Below are 20178 nucleotides of genomic sequence, written 5' to 3'. Positions count from 1 at the left end.
AAGGTGCGCGCCGACGCCAGCGTGCGCACCCAGGTGATCGAATCGGTGAACCTGTTCCGGGCTAAGGTCATCGACGTGTCGCCCGACGCGCTCACCATCGAGGCGACCGGCACCCGGTCGAAACTCGACGCGCTGCTGCGGATGCTGGAACCGTACGGGATCCGGGAGATCGTGCAGTCCGGTGTCGTGGCCGTGGGACGTGGACCCAAGTCCATCACGGCCACTCGCTAAGACTTGAAGTAACCGAAATTAGAAGGGACACAATTACAGTGGCAGTCGAGATGTTCTACGACGACGATGCCGACCTGTCGATCATCCAGGGTCGCAAGGTCGCCGTCATCGGCTACGGCTCCCAGGGCCACGCGCACTCGCTGAGCCTGCGTGACTCGGGCGTCGACGTGCGCATCGGCCTGAAGGAAGGCTCGAAGTCGCGGGAGAAGGCGCAGGAGGCCGGTCTCACCGTCGGCACGCCCGCCGAGGTGTCGGAGTGGGCCGACGTCATCATGGTGCTCGCCCCCGACACCGCGCAGGCGGCGATCTTCAAGGAGGAGATCGAGCCGAACCTGAAGGACGGCGACGCGCTGTTCTTCGGCCACGGCCTGAACATCCACTTCGGCCTGATCAAGGCCCCGGGCAACGTCACGGTCGGCATGGTCGCGCCGAAGGGCCCGGGCCACCTGGTCCGCCGCCAGTTCATCGACGGCAAGGGCGTTCCGGCCCTGATCGCCATCGACCAGGACCCGAAGGGCGAGGGCCAAGCCCTGGCTCTTTCCTGGGCCAAGGGCATCGGCGGCACCCGCGCCGGCGTCATCAAGACCACCTTCAAGGAAGAGACCGAGACCGACCTGTTCGGTGAGCAGGCCGTGCTCTGCGGCGGCACCGAGGAGCTGGTCAAGACCGGCTTCGAGGTCATGGTCGAGGCCGGTTACGCACCGGAGATGGCCTACTTCGAGGTCCTGCACGAGCTGAAGCTGATCGTCGACCTGATGTACGAGGGCGGCATCGCGCGCATGAACTACTCGGTCTCCGACACCGCCGAGTTCGGCGGCTACCTGTCGGGCCCGCGGGTCATCGACGCCGACACCAAGGAGCGCATGAAGGCGATCCTGAAGGACATCCAGGACGGCACCTTCGTCAAGCGCCTGGTCGCCAACGTCGAGGGTGGCAACAAGGAGCTGGAGGGCCTGCGCAAGGCCAACGCCGAGCACCCCATCGAGGTCACCGGCGCCAAGCTCCGCGGCCTGATGAGCTGGGTCGACCGTCCCATCACCGAAACCGCCTGAGTCTCAGCGTCATTCCGATCGAGGGGCCTCCGTCATCCGACGGAGGCCCCTCGGCGTCGGAAGGCTTCCGCGTACTTCCAGCTCGTCCCGCCAGCTTTCCGGCGTGTTCCACGTTTCCGCCAGCTTTTCCGGCGTGCTCCACGTTTCCGCCAGCTTTTCCGGCGCGCTCCGCCAGCTTTTCCGGCGCGCTTTTGGCCGGAATCCTCTCAGGCGACTTGCTCGACTCTATGGTTGGACAGCGGGAAATAGTTATCGGACAACAGGACCGGGCGGAGGTCGCCGGTGAGGGCGGCGGCGAGGAACTGGGTGCAGGTGTGGGGGACGTGCTCCCACCGGGGTCCGCGGCCCTCGTTGATCAGGACGGTCCAGTCGTCGGGCCCCTGTCCGGGTCGGATCAGCCAGTAGAGCATCTCGCCGTTGTCGGTGGTGGCCCAGGGGATGACGCGAGTTCCCTTCTCGGTCAGCTCGGCGGGCCTGGGCTCGAACTCCCAGAGGCCCTCCAGCGCCTCGGTCTGCCAGTCCTTCCACTCGAACAGGTCGTAGCTGTCGTTCGGGCAGCCGGGCGCGAGCACGTAGAGGTAGTTCTCCCAGCGGCTTCCTCCGTAGGTGTCGATGAACTCCTTGTAATCGGCCGGCAACCGGAGGCCGATCGCACTCTCCACGCTGTTCCAGTCGGTATCCGGTGCGGGCGCGGGTGGCGGGACAAGCTGACGGAGTTGTTCCATGGCCGCAGTCACCCGACGATTGTGCAGCAAACTGGCCGCCGCCGGGTAGAAAGCCTCGGAGACCGCACCGAATCCGGCTCGGAAGGCTCGCATTTCGCCCGTAACGCCGATGTGTCGAATACCACCGGCACCGGGAAGCCCGCTACTCGCCCGTAACCCTCGCGGACGCCTACTGTGCTGCGGGACAACGGAGTCAGGGAAACGAATGTCCGAAGCTTCTCTGCCCGAACGGAATGCGAACCTTGTCCAACTCATCCCGGTCTGTCCCGAGCCCGGCCACGGCCGGTCGCCGACCCGAGGCGATTCACCGGTTCCTCGTCAAACCCGCGGACGCGGGCATCGTCGGTTCGGTGGACGGCGGCAAACTGCTCGAATGGATCGATAAGGTCGCCTACGCCGCGGCGGCCCAGTGGAGCGGCCACTACTGCGTCACCGCCTACGTCGGCAACATCCATCTCGACCGGCCGATCGCCGCCGGTGAACTGGTCGAGCTGCACGCGAAGCTCGTCCACACCGGCCGCACCAGCATGCACATCCTCGTCACGGTGTACTCGACCGATCCCACCCGCGTGAAGCCGGTCCAGAGCGCCCAGTGCCTGACCATTTTCGTCGCGGTGGACGACGACAGGCGCACTGTCGAAGTGCCGCAGTGGAATCCGTCCACGATCCTGGAGCAGCAGCGGCACCGGCAGGCCCGGGCCCGCGTCGCGGTGCGCAGCCGCATCGAGGAGGCGATGGCCGCCCAGCGCTATACCGCCGCCGGAACGGCTCCGAGCGTCACGCTGCGATTCCTGGCCGCACCCTCGGATATCAACTGGGGCGGCAAGGTGCACGGCGGCCGCACCATGCAGTGGATCGACGAGGCCGCCTACGTCTGCGGCGCGGATTGGGCCGGACAGCATGTGCTGACGTCCTATTTCGGCGGGATTCGCTTCTACCGCCCGATCGTCATCGGCCACGCCGTGGAGGTGACCGCGCGGCTGATCCATACGGGCCCGCGCAGCATGCATATCAGCGTGCACGTCACGGCCACGGACGCCCATTCCGACGAAACGGTGCTCGCCGCACACGGTTTGGCCGTCGTTGTCGCCGTCGGGCCGGAGGGGAAGGCCCAGCCCGTTCAGCCGTGGGTTCCGGTGTCCGAGGAGGATCGCACGCTCGACGCACACGCCCGCCACCTCATCGAATTGCGCACGCTGGTGGAGCCTTTCACCTCGGCGAGCGCGGTTCCAGACGATGCCGAACCCAACCACTTCCGGGTACCGGTGTCGCGGTAGGTACGGCGCCGCCCGTCAGCTGCTGCCGAACGTCCCCGGAGGCAGCGGTCGTGTGGGCGTGTTGTCGAACCAGTCGTCGTCCCGCATGCGGTCGCGTCGGCGGCGCTCCTCGTCCCAGTCATCCCACGGGTCAGTGGGTTTGGGCCAGTTGTGATCGATGGGAGGCGGGGGAGTGGTGGTCGGCCGGGGCGTGGTGGGACGAGGTGTGGTCGGTTCCGAGGTGGGGCTCGGTGTCGTCGGTTTATGCGTGGGGCTCGGCGTCGTGGGTTTGTGCGTGGGGCTCGGCGTGGGCGGTTTGGGTATCGACGGGCTGTCGGTCTTGATCGGGCTGGAATCGACTGTGATGGGCCCGGTGGCTGTCGATTTCACCTCGAGCGGGGCGGTCGTTGTCGAGTGCTTGTCGATCGTCCCGGTCGACGTGCCGATGCTGGTCGGACTCGTGGCTGTGACGGGCCCGGCGGCGTCTGCTCGGATCGGGTGCGCAAGTGCCGCAAGCGGGGCCGCCGCAACGGCTCCCGCCACAACCACCCGCACCATCGTCTGTCTGCTTCTGGAGAACACGGCGAATCCTTCCAATTCAGTTGCCCCGCAATCACTCTTGTCGGTCTTTCGCGAAAGATCACGAGTCTCGGCACGAGTTCGGGGGAGGATTCAACCCGGAGGATGAGGTAGATCAGGGATTCCCCGGGTCGTGTTCGCCGGTTCCGCGGGCGTGCCGGCTACCTCACGCGTCCGGGCCGTAGAGCGCGGCGATGGTTTCGGAGTTGCTCCAGCGGCTGTAGGTGGGGGACTGCGGCCAGCCTTCGGGGGAGTCCTGCCATTCCTCCTGCCGTCCGTACGGCAGCAGGTCGATGAGCGGGAACGTGTAGCTGATCTGTTCCGTCCCACGGCCATCGGTGTGCCAGGTGCGGTACACGGTATCGCCGTCGCGCAGGAATACGTTGAGGGCGAAGCCTTCTCCGGGCGGGGCGCCGACGTCGGTGCCGAACGGGCTGTTCGCCGTGGAGTACCACGTCATCGTGTTCCCGACCCGCTTCTTGTATTCGAGCGCCTCGTCGATCGGCCCCTGGGTGACGATGACGAACCGGGCGTCGTAGTTGTCCAGGAATTCCAACCGCGTGTACTGCGAGGTGAGCCCCGTGCAGCCGGGGCACTGCCAAGTCTTGCCCGGGAACCACATGTGGTTGTAGACGATCAGCTGCGGCTTGTCGCCGAAGATCTCCGCCAGCCGGACCGGCCCCTCCTCGCCCTCGAGCGTGTAGTCGGGCATCTCGACCATAGGCAGCCGGCGCCGCTGGGCAGCGATCGCATCGAGCTCTCTGGTCGCCGCCTTCTCCCGAACACGCAGCGCGTCGAGCTCCTTTCGCCAGGTCTCGGCGTCGACGACGGGCGGCAGTGCATTGGTGCTCATATGGTCCTCCCTGATGAGTCAGCGGTTCACAGGTATAGACCGCGCGCAACTGCCGAATTCATCGGAGAGGCCCTCGATGACATGACAACGGCCCGGCACCCCGTGCGGTGCCGGGCCGTCGCAGAGCTGGGATCAGCTGCTTCCGAACAACCCCGGGGGGAAGGCCTGTCGCCAGCCATTACCCGGATGATGGTGGCGGCGGTCCCACGGATCGCAGTCATCGTCCCAGCGGTCGTGGCGATTCCATTTGTTGTCCCAGATGTCGTCGCGGTCCCACGGCTTCCCGTGCCGGTCCCGAACCTCTGTGGTGATCTGATCGCTGACCGTATCGGCCTGCGCCGGAATCGCAAGAACAGCAAGCGGAGCAGCCACAATGGCCCCCGCCACGGCCACCCGCGCCATGGTGCGCGCGGCGGCATGTTTATTCATCGAGAACAAGGTGAATCCTTCCAACTCAACTGCACCGCACCCACTCTCGCGCATCGCAGTCGGAAGGTCACGGGTGTTGGCACCAGTACCGGGAACAAATCCCCCTCGAGGATGAGGGCGACTGGGTGAACACCCTGAGTGCGCCGCCTACCCACCCTGGACGTTACGCGACTCCCCATCCGGATTGTCCGGATCGATGTGCCAACTATGGATCCGCCGAGGATGGATCCGAATCACCTCGTTCGAAAACCACTCCGGCGCAACAGGGATGTCCTCGACAGTCACAATCTCCGCGATCCCCCTGACCTCCACCCCTCGCCCCCACCCGGGCTTCACCTCACTCGGATCATCCGGTGTCATGTCATCGACCACAAAACTCACATTCGGATTCTTCCGGATGTTGCGGTACCGCTGCGCATTCGCATTCGGCCCACCGATGTCGATCGTGTTGTCGGGGTTGAGGCGGAAGCCGACAGGGACCTGGTTGGGGTGGTTGGAGGGGGTGATGGTAGCCAGGCGGCCGAGGCGCTGGGTCTGGAGGTAGGCCAGTTCGGGGGCGGTGAAGGTCATGGGAGTGACGGTAGAACCTTGAGCGTGGCTGAGGTCAACCACAGGCTATGTCGAATCTGGAATCGGGATCTCGGATAATTGGGAGCGCTGGTCGACGTTGCCCGCGTTAGAGCAGACGTGTCAGCCAATGATTCCATAGCCTCGGCGCTAGCGGTGACCTGGTAGCGAGGGTACATTACTGCAGTCAATAACGACGCTTGGTCCACCCGAGCAGCGTGGGGTGGGGAGAGGGTTCCTCCATGCTGGAGACTGTGCCGCAGATCGTGGCCGAAGCGTTAGCTGCAGGTGCTGCCGCAGGTTTGACGGATACCGCCCAACAAACAGTGGTCGACGCATATCAGCGGTTGAAGAGCCTTGCTTCTGAACGATATAGGCAGATCAGTGTGGAACCGGTGGAACAGCTCCCAACATCGGAGGCTCGTCGCGCGGTGTTGGCTGAGGACCTAGAGCGGGCTGGTGCCCGTGATGACCGAGAGCTGTTAACCGCGGCGCAGGCGGTGATCGCAGTGGTTCGCGACCACGAAGCTGCGGCTGCTGCCGTCGTCGGTGTGGATCTGGAGCGAGTACACGCTGCTGCGTTACGGATTGGCAGCGTGGACTCGACTGGGACCGGGGTGAAGATATTCGAAGGTGTCTTCGACGAGACGATCGAGATTGGTCAGGTGCGAGCGGGAGGGGTAGACCACCATCAGGACCCTCCAGTGGCGCGCCGGTAGCCCCCGTCTCCGCCGCGCCGATTCAGAAAGTAGGGGGCCCTTCTGTGTCGTTCGCGGGAGTACATTCTGGCGGTGGTATTACCGTCAACCTTAGCTCGCTGCCCGACGGGTTCTCCAGAACACCGAACCGAGTTGTAGTAGGGCGTGTCCCCGATGAACCACAGCACTACGTTGTCCGCGGCCAGCTCAGTAACCTTGAACGGGGGCTTGCTACCACCCGGGTCGCGGTCGTCCTCGGGATGCCGGGAGCTGGTAAGACCCATATCGCGGCGGCCTACACGCGGCAAATGCTAGGTGCGGGCGCAGGGTTCGTAGGTTGGGTGAATGCAGAATGTGCTGACACTCTCCAGAACGGACTGGCCGAGATTGCCTACCGACTGGGTGTCGCCGATCACGAGGGAGACCCTCTGAAGTGCGCGCACCGGCTCCGGGATCACCTCAACAGCTGCAATGAGTCGGGACTCCTGGTACTCGACAACGCTGCTGCGGTCGAGTCAGTGCAGCCTTTGCTGCCGACTGTCGGAACGACGCGCGTGCTGATTACCAGCATCAATCGAGCATTCACCATGCTCACAAAAACCATTATTGATGTTGGCACAGGCTTTACCCGATCGGAATCGGTAGCCTTCTTGACCGCTATGACCGGAATCCGCGAGGACCCAGGGGGTGCCGACAGGTTGGCGGATGAGTTGGGCGACCTGCCTCTGGCTCTGGCCGCGGCAGCTGCTGCAGTCGCAGCAACTCCTGGGCAAGGCTATGACCGTTACCTGCAGCGGCTGCGTAAGCAGCCGCTGCAGGGTGCCTTGCGGTTTCGGGAAGGCCTAAGCCATCCGTTGCGGGCTGACAAAGCGATCTTGCTGTCGGTTGAAGCAGCGCTGGCACCGACCGACGATCCAGATCTGGACAAGGTGACAGAGTGGCTGCTAGGGCTGTTCGCTGTACTTGCCCCGTCGGGCGTCTCCCGAATCCTTCTCGTCTATCCTGATCCCAAGCTCGATGACTTGGTTGATGACGCAATACACCTCTGTGTGCAGCAGTCCCTCATATCGTGGTCCACCGAGAAGGACGCGTTGACTGTGCACCGTCTCGTGGCCCGAGTCCTCCAGGAGCGAGCGCTCGATAACCAAGTAGCTGATTCGATAATCAGCAATGCGTTGGAACTTCTTGAGCCACGATTGTTCGATGAGCCCGGCCTGGGGGGCCGCCGACTCGAAGGCGTCCATCTTGTCGATCAGATCGATTCACTGACCGCCAGCAGTCTCTCGGACCAAGCAATACCAGACCTTCAACTTCGAATGCTTCCGGCTCGGCGCTGGGCCATAGCGCAACTGGTTAGCTCTTCTGACCTACCTAGGGCTATCGGCGTTGCTCACCGCTCGGTAACTGCTCACGAGCGCCTCCTCGGCGCCGTCCACCCCGACACCCTGGCATCGCGGAACGATCTTGCTATGGCTTACAGTGCGGGAGGATGGTCGCTCGCGGCGATCACGGGTCTTGAACAGAATCTTGCTGACTGCGAACGTATCCTCGGCTCCGAGCACCCCGATACGGTCACCACTCGCAACTTCCTGAGTAGCGCCTACAAATCGGAAGGGCGGCTGTCGGAAGCGACCGTGCTCGACCGACAGAATCCGACAGAACACGAGGCGACATGTAAACCCCACGGCTCGGTCACCGTTGATCGGACTGATCAATGAGACCGCCATCGGCAGTCGCCGTGGATCGCGGCGCCAGCGAGGTGCTCTTGCAGGCGGCGCATGGGTATCGAACTGTCCCTGAGTTCGTCGGTGTCGACATATGCCGTTGTTTCAGGCTTCGAGGTCACGCCGGTGGCTATATGGCGATCTCGATCAAAGATTCTGCACCCTGTTCGAAGAACCCAGGAGGGGTAGATGGTCGAACCTGTGGACGATGCGTACGAAACGTTCGAGATGCTTCTCGACCGCAACACGCCTGAGGAAGCAGTAAAACGGCTCGTGCGTCTCGGTACATCAGCCGAAATCGTTCAAAAAGTACGTGAACGTCATGAGCAGCGTCTTTTAGCGATTCGAGAGATGGAGGAGCCGCATTCTGTCGTTCTAGGTAACCGATTCACGTGGTATACGGGGCCGCAACCAGGGGACAAGTTTTGGCCAGCACTTCTTCGGATATTGGGACGGCAGGGGTGGAATGACGCGTCGGTTACAAGTCTAGAAAAGTCGTCGACGCGGATTGTGTCACTGCTCAATCATCCTCTGGAGTCGCAGTTCTCGGCGAGGGGACTCGTTGTCGGTCATGTTCAATCGGGGAAGACCACGAACTTCACAGCGGTGACGGCGAAGGCCGCCGATCGTGGCTACAAGCTGTTCATCGTGCTCGCTGGTATTCACAACGGTCTGCGGCGACAAACCCAGGCGCGTCTTGTTGAGCAGTTGGTTCGACCAAACCCGGCATCATGGACTTTGATTACCAAGCTCGAACACGACTTTGTACCTCCAGAGAACCCGGCGAGCTTCTTCGGTGGCGCGAATAGGACGCATTTGCTGTGCGTTGTCAAAAAGAACGCGGCGGTGCTAAGGAAGTTGGTGCAATGGTTGCAGGATGCGCAGGACTATCTTGGCGACACGCCAGCCCTGATTATCGATGACGAGGCCGACCAAGCGACGGTGGCCACTGAAACGATCAATCCCCTAATCATGGGGATGATCAACTCGTTGCCTAAGGCAGCCTACGTCGGGTATACGGCATCACCATTTGCGAACCTGTTGATTAACCCCGCTGAGGAGAACGATCTCTACCCGAGAGATTTCATCGTCAACCTGCCGAAGCCGCCCGGGCATTTCGGGACAGAGGTGCTTTTCGGTCGGTACGCCCTTGATGGTGAGGACCCAAACGACGTCTTCGATGGACACGACATGATCCGTACGGTGCCGGACGAGGATGTGCCGCTGGTCAGACCTAGAACCAAAGCCGAGGCGGAAGATTTTACTCCGGTACTTACCGCGTCCCTACAACGAGCGCTCAAGTATTTCTGGCTAGCAACTGCAGCACGGCGAGTTAGAGGAACGGGAAATCCGCACTCCACCATGCTGATCCACACCAGTGTCCGTACCTCCGTGCATAACAGTTTTCGGCCTCCGCTGGAGAACCTTCGAGAGCAAGTTGCCAGGAATCTGGACGATCCAACGCTGCGGGCCGAGCTACGAGTGTTGTGGGCTGCCGAGACTGCGCGCGTACCGGTCACTGGCTTCGAGGAACCAGAGGTCAGATTTGACGAGGTGTTTGAGGAATTGCCGGGCGTACTGCAGGACTGCCGGGTAATCATGGACAACTCGGGAAGCACCGATCGTCTGGACTATGAGAATGGCCCTGTGGTCGCTATTGCAGTCGGTGGAAACACACTTTCACGCGGTTTGACGCTAGAAGGCCTCCTGGTCAGCTACTTCGTACGCGCGGTGACTGTCTATGACACTTTGCTGCAAATGGGACGATGGTTCGGATACCGATACGGCTACCAGGACTTGCCGCGTATCTGGATGACCCGGGAATTGGAAGATTGGTTCCGGCATCTGGCGACAGTTGAAGCGGAGATGCGGCGCGACATCGACATATACATGACCGAGGACAAGACTCCGATGACGTTCGCTGTACGGCTTCGAACCCATCCTGCGCTGCGTGTGACCGCCGCAGCAAAGATGCAGGATGCGGTGATCACGTCGGCGGGATACGGCGGCCAGCGCGTCCAGACGCGATACTTCTACAAGGATCGTGAGTGGCTCCTTGGCAATCAGGAGGCGGCTCGTAAGTTGATATCCGCGGCTGTCAGATCCCGGCGGTCGGTGGAGGGATCCGCCGAATCAGGACGTTTCATATTTCGTGGCGTGCCGAGCGATTATATCCTCGAATTCCTGGAGATCTATCAGTTCCATAAGAATTCGCAAGAATGTAATGCGGCTATGATGTCGCATTACATCAAGGCTCGAATTCGAAACGCTGCGGCGCTAGGTCGATGGAACGTAGTGATCATGGGGAATTCGTTAGTTGACGACAGTCGTGGGTTTGAATTTGCTGAAGAGGTAACCGTCGGGCGGGTGATCCGTTCGGCCATTACTAGTGATTCCAATTTTGCGGATATAAAGACACTAATGAGCCGCAAGGATGCGGCTATCGACTTGACCGGTGCCATTCAGCAATGGTCGGAAAAACAAATTCGTAATGAAAGGGCGATGCAGATGCCTGACAGTGGATTGCTCGTTCTATATCCAATCGACAAAGAGTCAGAGCCAAGCAATGCGCAGAGCCGGCGCCATGCGTTGGATGCGCCGGAACACGTCATCGGCGTCGGCTTCATGTTCCCCAAGCCCATTAATGAAGAGTCGACGGTGCCCTGGGAATTGGACTACATCTCTGCCAACCTGTCGGAGGTTCCTGGCGGGGCGGAACTTGAGGACGACGATCTGAGTCTCCTCAACGCAGAGGAATTGGTGTGACCCGAGACTTCCGCCGAACACTTGAGGAAAATTGGTCGATGCTCGCTATTGCGCGTCTTTCATCGCCAACGGCGATGCGCGTCGCTGATCTGCCAGTCTCGACCGTATATGGACTTGTTGCAGCAGGCGTGGATCCTGAAGGTCATCGGCATCTTCTGGTACCCATAGATCCGCGCCAGTCTGTGCGGAGGGGCTTCGACGGCCCGGTCATACGCCTCGCAAGAAGGCCACTGGAGACGGCGGTCTCATATCAGGTGTACGCCGACCTTACATGCCTGGATCCCGAGTTCGACGATGTCTTTGCCACCTTCTGCGCTGCGGCGCTCGAGGAGATCGGGGTTTCTCAACGCCGCCCGGTGAAGGGTCTATATCGGGCCCTGGACAGATGGAAGGCGCTGTTCCAGAGGTCAGGGACTTTGCTTGGTCCTGAACAGCTTGCAGGACTGTATGCCGAACTGTTGGTCCTTCGCCGACTGCTGGAGGTTAACCCGAGCGCGCACCAATGGTGGACCGGCCCAACGGGGTATCGGCATGATTTTGCGTCCGATGCTGTAGCGCTGGAGGTCAAGGCGTCGTTGCGCTCCGATCGGCGCCGGGTCCGTGTGCATGGTCTGGATCAACTCGACCCTCCAGCAGGCGGAGAACTTCTGCTGCCGTGGTTCTGCTTAGAGCCAGCGGAGGAGGGTGCTTCTTTGCCAGGTCTGATCAGCGAGATTCTCGAGTTGATCGACGACGAAGGACCAGTCTGTGGGCTCCTGTCGCTGGTCGGGTATCGACCAGCCGATGCGGATCAGTATCGAGACAAGCGGCTCCGGGTCGTAGACGAGCGTTGGTACGCAGTAGACGGTAACTTTCCGAGGCTTACATCCGACATGCTGAACGAAGCAGGGGTTGCGGTTGCGGTTCAGGAGGTCGAGTACACAATCGATCTCAGCGGTGAGGCGCCAACGCCTCTGTCGGAGGGCGAGGTAACGCAGTGTCTACAAAGGATGGCGCGGGAGTCCGAGTGAAGCCGAGATGGTATTCACAGCCATTTCCGCCAGAAGGAGCTAGCGCAGCCGAGGGTATCAGAAATCAGCTGGGCAAGCCGGAGCTGGACTATATGACGATACTGGTCCGCGAGTCTGCTCAGAACAGTTGGGATGCTCGTGTCGATGACAATGTAGCAGTCGATTTTCGTATGGATCTCCAAACGGTTGGCCCCGCCGAAGCTGCGGCCTGGCGGCAACACTTCTTGCGGGCTGCGCCAGCCGAGTCGTACCTGCCATTAGCAAAGTCGCTGCGACAGCCCATTGTTCGCGTGTTGTCGATCTCCGATCGTGGTACTGATGGTCTTGGCGGGCCTACCCGTGCGGACGATATTGTTGACAACAAGGATCGCGACTTTGTTTCTTTTCTTCGAAATATAGGTGAACCGCGGGACAAGGCTCTCGGCGGTGGTACTTACGGGTTCGGCAAGGGAATTCTCTATCTTGTGTCGAAACCAGGCGTCATCCTGGTGTACACGAGGTGCAAGTATATGGGGAGGTTGGAGACAAGGCTGATGGGTGCTGCACTGTGGAGGAGCTACCAGGCGCCGCCTTCGGCTCGTCATCATCGGTACACGGGAAGGCATTGGTGGGGCGACGATTCGGGGGACGTAATCGAGCCATTGGTTGGTGAGGCAGCTGAAGACATGGCGCGCCAGTTTGGCCTGAAGCCATTCAAACAGTCGGAGACTGGTACAACAATAATAATCGTCGATCCAGAGTTCGACGACCGAGAACCAGCGACGGTGGCGGCATATCTCGCTGACACCATTGCGTGGCAGCTCTGGCCGAAGATGCTTCCAAGAAACACTAGTGGGGTACCGCCGATGCGGTTCACCGTCACCTGCGACGGTCTTGAGTACCCGATCCCCGACCCGACCGGACGCCATCCACTGCGGTTGTTTGTAGCTGCATACCAGCAGATGATTGGTGTGGGCGGGCGCGAGCTACGGTGTCTCCGTCCGAAACGGTTGCTCGGACGGTTGGGACTCGAGAAACGGACCATGCCACCCATCGAGCAGACGGATGCTGCGGCGATCGCTGGTATTGACGGACACATTCATCATGTTTGCCTAATGAGGCCAGCCGAACTTGTGGTAACCTACTGGCCGGCTCCAAAGCCCCAAAGTGAACTCATTTCGTATGCGGGCGTTTTTTGTGCGGACCCGGGGATGGACCTTGTATATGCCGCGGCAGAACCGCCAACGCACGATACGTGGAACTATCAGTCCCTTGAGGATCGAGATCACCGCGTTTTCGTAAGGACCACATTCACCCGACTGAAGGAAGAGACCGAAGCCATCGTCGGAATGAGGGCGGGCGAGCGCACTCCGGTTGCCAATTTCTCGTTGGGAGCCGCTAGCGACAGGTTCTCGCCGCTAATCGGTGGAGTCTGGGGGGTCGGGGGTGCAACGGATTACGGTCGACCGGGAGAGACACGCTCACCGATCGGGCCGCGCAACCGCCGGGTAGAGGACGAAGCCAACACGAATGATGAAGGCCGGGAAGGTGATGCGGCCGGTGGTGCATCGCCAGACCAATGGAGGCCGCGAGGCTCCAAGACGTCGGGCGATGCCTCCGGACGATCAAATGACACACGTCCTGTGCGGCGTCCAAGGGTAGACTATGTCGGTTCTCCCTATCTTGATGAGCGTGATGGCCTGGCCATTGTCGTGCAGGAATTTCGGCTACCAGTCTCAGTAGTCCACCGAGTAACAGCAGATCTAGCTGTAGCACTCACCACTGACGGAGGGCGTGAGACCGAGGCGCCTCAGGGGGCATCGCGCCCAGACTTGATCGGCTGGGAGGACGATGATGGTCGGGTGCGCAGGGCGGAGAGCCTTACGGCTGATGGCGGTGATGGACGGGTTTGGAAGGCCATTGTGAACCCTGCCCCGGATACCATGACCGACATTAAGATTCGTGTCACGGCGGTGAACAATTAATGCGTGTTCTGCCGTACCGAGTCCCCACCCGGGGAGTGGTTCAACCCGAGCAGTGGCAGCTCATACTCGACGGCGACGGACTGCCATTGCCAGAGGCATATCCCCACTGGGACTATCAGACCACGGTGGAGTTGGGACGGACGGTGTCCATCGATCTCGAGCGCGTCCGCAGTGAAGCTGGATTGTCGTTAGACGCGCCGCTAACTCTGGCGGTTGTTTGGACATCGACCGGCTCCAAGTTGAAGGGAGTCGCCGGGCGTCGGGCACTGCGGATATCTGGTCCAGTTCGGTTGCAGGTTCGGTTGCCCGGCTCAGATCTTGGCGGTGTCCTGATTCTCGACACGGTTTTGATACTCGGACAGCGTCGTCAAGGCGACGACAGGCCAGCAGCTCCGCGCCGTGCCGGATCGGTACTTTGGAGTGACCGCCATCAGCTGCGGCTACAGGGTGACTCGCCCCAGTTCCCCATGGCGATCCTTGATTTCGCTAAGACCATATACCCATCAGACGCAGCCTGGCACCTAGAACTTGATTCACTCGACTCGGCAACTATGGGTTCGCTGCTCCTGTTAGTAAACGAAAAGAAGCCTGTCATCGCCAATGCGCTGAAGAATGCTGCGCAACCCGGTCCTAGAGACGCGGTGGTCCTTGCCGTTCTTTATGCCGAGGTCGCCCGGACGATGATCGAATATGCATTGCGGAGTCCTGATTTCGATGACGAGTCGATATTCCCTGACGAATCTTTGGGGGCGACAATCCAATCGCTATTTTCCCGGATCTTCCCTCAACGCTCCGTACGGGACGTTCGAGCGCAGGCGGAGCGGTCGCCAAACTGGCTGTCGACCGAGGTTCAAGCTTCCCTAAACTTGTTCGGAGGAATCGAATGAGTCTTCTATTTCCTCGGCTTCTGCGGGCGCGAGCGAAGGATCTGGCTGCAGAATATCGCGAGCTGGACCTCAATTCCCTATCCGCACGATGGGCAGTCACCGACGAGTCGGCGGTTTACGTGGCAACTGGTGGTACGCGGGTTCAACTAGATCAACTGGCCACGCTACGCAGAACTGTTCTGGATCTGGCGGAGACCTCGGGTTATCCGACTGTACCATCGCAGGATCAGAAGACTTCATTCGACCTGACCCTGGCTGAATCACTACATCGCGAAATGCATTTGGCTCCAGTAGAAGCCGCGTCGGGTGATGTTTGGGCATTCCTCGCGCTCGTGCTTATGCCGGATGTGGCCCACTGGCGTTTCCCGTTGCCGCCTGGTGACCGCGTGCGGGGCACTGACCTGACGAGACACGTATTCGGCCGGCTGTGGTGGCGCGCCCAGCTTGTTCATACGCCGGGCGATCCGAATCCCTATCAAGCCTTGACTGTGTTGGGAGAGTCGGCTTTCGATCAAATATATGCACGCCGCTCGGCATTAGGCGGCAGCCCTCACCTGATCAAATCCATTCTAAGAGTATGGAACAACCTTGACCTGTCAGGGCTGGCGGACCGTATCGTACTTCGTGAGTTTCTCAAACGGCTGTTACGTTTGGCGCCATTCGTAGTGTTTGATGGACTCCATGACGATGACCTCGACGCGGAGTTGTACGTTGTCGCGTACGAGACCGTCTTCGGTATGCAGACCAGTTCGGGCGCCACAGACGCTGAAGCTTCCGAACGCGCCCGTAAGGCTACGATGAGATTTTCTCACCGATCGACACAAAGCTCCGCGGCTATCGAGCCACCGGCTCCGACATTTAGCCAATGGCTTTCCAGTGAGCTTGAGCGCGCCGACATGTCACGTTTAGGCCTTGCTGCAAAGCTCGCTGTCACTCCAGCTGCTGTCTCTGCGTGGGTCACCGGACGATCGCAGCCCCGCGACCTAGTCAAAAGGGAGATAGCTGTCATCCTGGGGGGCGACCTGCCCGAAATCTTCGGTGGCGATTCCGTCAATCCGCGGTAATAGCGGTATTGTTCCGCTCCTGGTCTCGGACCACTTGCCTTTGACTGCATTTTCGAGATCGGTGGGATCGAATGTCATTTCTAACGCTGCTGCGAGAACATGCACCGCAAGTCGTGGTGGAATAGCGTTGCCGATCTGCTGTGCTGTGTTTCTATTCGACCAGGGATAGTCTCGTGGAAATGTTTGCAGTTGGCCCGCCTCTTTGCTATCGAATCGTGGTAGATCCCTTTTGTTGACAATGTGTTTGACACGATTCCTTGATATTTTTCCGGTTACAGTTGCAGAAGGTTCATTCCATTTTCTACTTCCGCGAACCTTTGGGTCACCGCCCGTGCCATAGTTTGATACCACAATGAAATTATGCTCGCGATCGAGCGTTTCGCCCATCGACTTCCAGTGCAGGAGCTCCGATTCGGAATCATTCGGTTCGGCGCCCTTGATGTAGCGATGATGCGTTGCAGTAGGGAGCTTGACCTTACTTTGCTTGTTGGTCCCGATGATGCGGCGCGCAATCAGAATAGCCCGTCGTCTCGTCTGCGGTACTCCGTATTCTTCTGTACGCAAAATACCATGATCACAACCGTACCCAACCTTTTCTAGCGCGTGACGGACCTTCGCCCACACCGGAAGAACCGCCGGGACCTGCTCAAGGACAATGGCGTCATACGGCATCTCCTCTTCAATCGCTTCGAGCGCCCATCGGAGGGGCTCAAGGACCAAGCCTGTGCGCTCGTCACCGGTTTGTTTGTGAAGTTCGTCCAACGCGTCCTTGACGTTCTTGCGTTCGATCATGTGATCGACCATGTCGAGAACCTTGTGCAAGGCCTTACGACCAGACCCGTTCCCAGCCACAGTATATGTCTGGCAGGGTGGGCCCCCTGCTAGAATCGTGAGGTCAGGGCGCGAGTTCGAGGTTTTCGAGTCGTTGTCCTCCTCAAAGAAGGTTGATGGACTGAAATCTCGAACATCGCCGGGCTTTGTGAGTAGACCTGCGAGATCGCGGGTGGCGACTGCGTCGTTGTCCCACTCGATCCCGTGAGCGTCAATCCCCAGCCAATGTGCAGCAACATCTAGCCCGCCCGGCCCGGCGAAGAGGTCGACCATCTGGATCCACTGGCGGTTCGCTGATGACAGTTCGGCAGGCACGATGGCGGATCCTATCCGGCGAAGATGGCTGGCAACAACACAACTCACTGATTGGTGAGTGCGGAACGTATGGCGGAACCTAGCGCCTTGCCGACAGGCGGTGGTGTTGCCTGGCCGATCTGCCGGTATTGAATGGTCTTCCGTCCGGCAAATCGCCATGTTTTCGGGAAGCCTTGCAGAATGGCCGTCTGCGGCACCGTGAGTCGTACCATGCCTTCACGACCGAGTTCAGGTCTCCACCGGAAGTGTTCCGGAGGCGTTTCGTCTGCCAAGCTTCCGCCGAAGACCCCCATTCGCGCCCAAGCTCGTTTGGTGCCTGAAGGGCCGAGGTCGGCACCGCCTCGGTCCATCGAACCACCTACAAGTGTCGGGGCAACGCGATCGGCGTATGCAGCCCACGTGGCGGCATCCTGCCATCCTCTCGACGCCATAGACTCGTACAAAGCTCGGCCTACTGTCATCCGCTCGGTTTCAGGAGCAGGTTGGGGTATCTGGAACTGGTCGATCACGTTGTCTTTGAATGCGATTAGGAACCCTTGCTTTCGTTCCTGCGGTACCCCGAAATCGGCCGCGTCGAGCACGAACCATTTCCATCGATAGCCAAGATGGATCAATTCCTCTTCGATGAATGTTCGTATTGATCTATAGGTTTCTTTGACAACTAGATCGGCGAGGTTCTCAATGAGTAAGCATTTTGGTTGTATGCCGTGGACGAGCATGACGGTGGCCTTGAGTAACTCCAGTTCCACGTCACTGCCGCGCGAACGAGCGGTTGTAGCGCTGGCCTTCACTCGGGGTAGGCCAGCTGACAGGAGACTCGCATCGTATGTATAGGAATGGTCGGCAGGGTCGAATTTCAGCAAGTTGCCGTGAAATACATTCCAGTCAGGCTGATTTATTCGCAAAGTATTTGACGCTACCTCGAGGTCGTCCAGAAGCAGAACCGGCTGGAACCCCGCCGTGTGCAGGCCAAGAGCAAGGCCGCCGCCCCCCGCACATACATCGACGAGCGACAGAGCTTGTCTGCCACGGAGATTGGATTCAGAGAGTTGGCTGGTCGCGATCAACATCCGTAACTCCTCGGGCCTGCTCCTCATTCGGGTTGAACCTTCTGTCGGTGCTGTACCTGGCATACTGCCAGACTGCAATGACAACTTGGCGGCAAGCATGCGTGGGTGGGACAGCAGAGCGATCGCCGGGACTCCTGCTTCAATGAGACCATTCCAAGGCGGGCACATGGTTCGAAGCTCGGCAAGTTGGCGCTGAGGCATCTTGTCCAGCTACGTTGGATGTCGGTTATAGTTGCGTGTCGGGTCAGCCTTCGAGGGCATCGTGATTCGATCGGTTGTGTTCGATGTGGGGGGAGCCGCCCTGCTCGATGACGCCCGTGAGTTTGGCGCCTGGGCGGCCTGGATCGACGTACCTCGGCGCACAATCTCCGCTGTGCTCGGTGCTTTGACTGCGGTTGGGCGTGACAACGCCGAGACGTTTCAGTACTTGCGGTCTGGCTTCGATCTGGCACGCGAGCGTCGGCTCCGGGAGGAGTCGGGCTGCGGTGAGATAATCGAGGAGCCAGCTCTGTGCCCGGATGTGCGATCGGCGGTGTCGGCATGGCAAGAGCGTGGGCGGCGGGTCAGTATAGCTGACAATAGAGCTGCTTGAGCGGCCGAATTGCTGGGCGCTCTGGAGCTTCCGTGCGATGCCATCGCGACATTCGGCGAGTGGGGTAGGGCAAAGCCGAGCCTGGCGTTCTTCGACAAGGTCGCCGGCTTCGCGCCTGGTGCCCGTGACGCGTTTGGGTTTGTCGGTGATCGCCGCTGCAAGGGGCTGCTCCCGGTCCCCGAGTTCGACTGCGAGCGACACCTTGTCGATCCGAACCGATGATTGTCCGAATGCCGTTCTCAGATACGCGGACTCGCGAACTGCAGCTGTGACGTTCTCGGCCTCCGTGAGGTGTCCGCGAGCGCGTCGGCAGCTCGATATGCCTGCATCAGAAGTCGATTCGCCTCGACGCTGGCTCCCCGCCTCGCAGCCAACGCGCGATCATCGGTCGACACGGAACCGGTTGTCCGGCAATATCTGTGGCCGCGACAATGGATCCACGAAGCTCCCGCCTCCGCACCGACTCCCGCCGAAGCGCACCAGGACATGCAGTGGCACTTCGAATCCACCCCAACGATTGCCTGCGATAGGCTGCGGCGATGCGGGTGCTGGAAGACGCTGGCAGGCTCATGCTGGACCGGTCACGACGACTTTGAAAAGTCCTGGGCCGGTTGGTGACTCCGTCGATGAACTACCTGCGTCGATGGTGTGACCTACACCGAATATGCCTGCGTGAAGCCGATCGACAAGCGCGTCAGGCGGCGACCTGGGCCGCGAGGCGGTCGGCGGCGCTGGAAGGCTTGCGGCCGAGGAGGTTGGACAGTAGGGGGTCGGGTGTGGCGAAGTGGCCGGCGCGGGTGGCCTGGTACCAGGTGAGCGTGAATCGGGCCGCCTGTTCGGGGACTCCGGTCGCGGTCTGGGCGGCGATCCACTGATCGTCGTTCAGGACTGTGCGGTCGATGGTGCGGCCGGTCAGGTCGGAGGCGATCGTGGCGAAATCGGCGAAGGTGACGGCGGTTGGCGCGGTGAGGGTGATCGGGCCGTCGAAGTGGTGGTCACCGGCGAGGATGATCGCGGTGGCCTCGGCGACGTCCGCACGGTCGGTGTACGGGACGGGGCCGTCTTCCGGTCGGGCGATCTGCCCGGTCTGCTGCCACGGGCCGAGCACCTGGTCCAGTGTGCCGTAGGCGCCGTTGCGCAGCGCGGTCCAGGCCACTCCGGATTCGGCGAGGGCGGCCTCGGTGGCCGCGTGGATCCTCGACGGCGGGTACGGATTGCCGGGGACGGCGGCGTGCTGGCTCGTGTAGAGGATCCGCTGGGCGCCCGCGGCGACGGCGGCCGCGATGGCATCGCGATGCAGGCCGACCAGATCGGCCGCCGGATCGTTGCCCGACACCAGGAGCACCTGCTCGGCGCCGGCGAACGCGTTGCGCAGCGCGGCCGGATCCTCGTAGGAGCCCTGCCGCACGCGGACGCCGCGATCGGCGAAATGCCGCGCCCCGGCGACGTCACGGACGCTGACACCGATCCGGTCCGCGGGTACGCGCTCGAGGAGTTTTTCGACGGTGGCGCTGCCCAGCCCACCGGTGGCGCCGGTGACGACGATCATGCTCGGGACCTCTTCC

17 protein-coding genes are annotated in these 20178 nt (G+C 60.9%); 10 read left to right on the top strand and 7 right to left on the bottom strand.

The features are described 5' to 3' along the window. The coding region (ilvN, locus tag NM1_RS03905) for an acetolactate synthase small subunit (protein WP_068013983.1) at window positions 1-231 on the top strand (231 nt) is incomplete at its 5' end. A gap of 38 nt (window positions 232-269) precedes the next feature. Beyond that, the gene (ilvC, locus tag NM1_RS03900) at window positions 270-1283 is read left to right on the top strand and encodes a ketol-acid reductoisomerase (protein WP_068013882.1); all 1014 of its coding nucleotides are present in this window, start codon (window positions 270-272) and stop codon (window positions 1281-1283) included. Between the two features lie 206 nt (window positions 1284-1489). On the opposite strand, the gene NM1_RS03895 is transcribed toward ilvC, so the two are convergent. Further along, window positions 1490-2020: an SMI1/KNR4 family protein gene (locus NM1_RS03895; RefSeq protein WP_084519137.1), complete on the bottom strand. Its 531-nt coding sequence runs from the start codon at window positions 2018-2020 to the stop codon at window positions 1490-1492. 230 nt (window positions 2021-2250) lie between these two features. On the opposite strand from NM1_RS03895, the gene NM1_RS03890 reads away from it, so the two are divergent. Next, the gene (locus NM1_RS03890; RefSeq protein WP_246011426.1) at window positions 2251-3285 is read left to right on the top strand and encodes an acyl-CoA thioesterase; all 1035 of its coding nucleotides are present in this window, start codon (window positions 2251-2253) and stop codon (window positions 3283-3285) included. A gap of 724 nt (window positions 3286-4009) precedes the next feature. Here the strand turns inward: NM1_RS03890 and NM1_RS03885 are convergent. From NM1_RS03885 to NM1_RS03875, 3 genes are all read right to left on the bottom strand, one after another. Next, entirely contained in the window at window positions 4010-4696 is a 687-nt protein-coding gene (locus tag NM1_RS03885) for a DUF899 domain-containing protein (RefSeq protein ID WP_068013878.1), read from the bottom strand. A 132-nt stretch (window positions 4697-4828) separates the two neighbouring features. Continuing rightward, the gene (locus tag NM1_RS43295) at window positions 4829-5134 is read right to left on the bottom strand and encodes a hypothetical protein (protein WP_174556832.1); all 306 of its coding nucleotides are present in this window, start codon (window positions 5132-5134) and stop codon (window positions 4829-4831) included. Window positions 5135-5272: 138 nt separating this feature from the next. Further along, a complete protein-coding gene (locus NM1_RS03875; protein WP_068013873.1) occupies window positions 5273-5695 on the bottom strand; it encodes a PPOX class F420-dependent oxidoreductase in 423 nt (140 codons plus the stop codon). A 239-nt stretch (window positions 5696-5934) separates the two neighbouring features. Here NM1_RS03875 and NM1_RS41870 point away from each other — a divergent pair, with 239 nt between their 5' ends. The 7 genes from NM1_RS41870 to NM1_RS41855 all read left to right on the top strand — a co-directional run bounded on the left by NM1_RS41870 (window position 5935) and on the right by NM1_RS41855 (window position 15805). Beyond that, entirely contained in the window at window positions 5935-6411 is a 477-nt protein-coding gene (locus tag NM1_RS41870; protein ID WP_147289024.1) for a Het-E N-terminal domain-containing protein, read from the top strand. A 44-nt stretch (window positions 6412-6455) separates the two neighbouring features. Further along, entirely contained in the window at window positions 6456-8108 is a 1653-nt protein-coding gene (locus NM1_RS41865) for a tetratricopeptide repeat protein (protein ID WP_147289023.1), read from the top strand. A 195-nt stretch (window positions 8109-8303) separates the two neighbouring features. Then, entirely contained in the window at window positions 8304-10880 is a 2577-nt protein-coding gene (locus NM1_RS03865; RefSeq protein WP_068013869.1) for a Z1 domain-containing protein, read from the top strand. After that, the gene (locus NM1_RS03860; protein WP_147289022.1) at window positions 10877-11890 is read left to right on the top strand and encodes a PD-(D/E)XK motif protein; all 1014 of its coding nucleotides are present in this window, start codon (window positions 10877-10879) and stop codon (window positions 11888-11890) included. The genes NM1_RS03865 and NM1_RS03860 overlap by 4 nt, the downstream gene beginning before the upstream one ends. Window positions 11891-11982: 92 nt before the next feature. Beyond that, on the top strand, window positions 11983-13854 hold the full coding sequence (locus NM1_RS41860; protein WP_147289021.1) for a hypothetical protein: 1872 nt from the start codon (window positions 11983-11985) through the stop codon (window positions 13852-13854). A gap of 143 nt (window positions 13855-13997) precedes the next feature. Further along, on the top strand, window positions 13998-14741 hold the full coding sequence (locus NM1_RS43470) for a hypothetical protein (protein ID WP_211339425.1): 744 nt from the start codon (window positions 13998-14000) through the stop codon (window positions 14739-14741). Then, complete coding sequence (locus NM1_RS41855; RefSeq protein ID WP_147289020.1) at window positions 14738-15805, top strand: DUF6339 family protein; 1068 nt, start codon at window positions 14738-14740, stop codon at window positions 15803-15805. Before NM1_RS43470 ends, NM1_RS41855 begins: the two co-directional genes overlap by 4 nt. On the opposite strand, the gene NM1_RS40755 is transcribed toward NM1_RS41855, so the two are convergent. The 3 genes from NM1_RS40755 to NM1_RS03840 form a co-directional block, all read right to left on the bottom strand. Continuing rightward, on the bottom strand, window positions 15725-16951 hold the full coding sequence (locus NM1_RS40755) for a DNA cytosine methyltransferase (RefSeq protein WP_246011425.1): 1227 nt from the start codon (window positions 16949-16951) through the stop codon (window positions 15725-15727). The two genes, NM1_RS41855 and NM1_RS40755, sit on opposite strands and share 81 nt — an antisense overlap. A gap of 44 nt (window positions 16952-16995) precedes the next feature. Then, window positions 16996-18021 carry a DNA cytosine methyltransferase gene (locus NM1_RS03850; RefSeq protein WP_068013980.1) on the bottom strand — a complete coding sequence of 342 codons (1026 nt, stop codon included), beginning with the start codon at window positions 18019-18021 and terminating at the stop codon, window positions 16996-16998. Between the two features lie 1286 nt (window positions 18022-19307). Next, on the bottom strand, window positions 19308-20162 hold the full coding sequence (locus NM1_RS03840; protein WP_068013861.1) for an NAD(P)H-binding protein: 855 nt from the start codon (window positions 20160-20162) through the stop codon (window positions 19308-19310). Window positions 20163-20178: the final 16 nt, after the last annotated feature.

Source organism: Nocardia mexicana NBRC 108244 (assembly GCF_001613165.1).
GTDB classification, from domain to species: domain Bacteria; phylum Actinomycetota; class Actinomycetes; order Mycobacteriales; family Mycobacteriaceae; genus Nocardia; species Nocardia mexicana.
This window is presented reverse-complemented; position numbering and strand designations above follow the sequence as displayed.

What these genes read in the sequence shown, in the direction of transcription:
- NM1_RS03885 (WP_068013878.1), bottom strand. Translation starts at nt 4,696, where the DNA reads ATGAGCACCAATGCACTGCCGCCCGTCGTCGACGCCGAGACCTGGCGA.
- NM1_RS03875 (WP_068013873.1), bottom strand. Translation starts at nt 5,695, where the DNA reads ATGACCTTCACCGCCCCCGAACTGGCCTACCTCCAGACCCAGCGCCTC.
- NM1_RS41870 (WP_147289024.1), top strand. Translation starts at nt 5,935, where the DNA reads ATGCTGGAGACTGTGCCGCAGATCGTGGCCGAAGCGTTAGCTGCAGGT.
- NM1_RS03865 (WP_068013869.1), top strand. Translation starts at nt 8,304, where the DNA reads ATGGTCGAACCTGTGGACGATGCGTACGAAACGTTCGAGATGCTTCTC.
- NM1_RS41860 (WP_147289021.1), top strand. Translation starts at nt 11,983, where the DNA reads ATGACGATACTGGTCCGCGAGTCTGCTCAGAACAGTTGGGATGCTCGT.
- NM1_RS41855 (WP_147289020.1), top strand. Translation starts at nt 14,738, where the DNA reads ATGAGTCTTCTATTTCCTCGGCTTCTGCGGGCGCGAGCGAAGGATCTG.
- NM1_RS03850 (WP_068013980.1), bottom strand. Translation starts at nt 18,021, where the DNA reads ATGTTGATCGCGACCAGCCAACTCTCTGAATCCAATCTCCGTGGCAGA.
- NM1_RS03840 (WP_068013861.1), bottom strand. Translation starts at nt 20,162, where the DNA reads ATGATCGTCGTCACCGGCGCCACCGGTGGGCTGGGCAGCGCCACCGTC.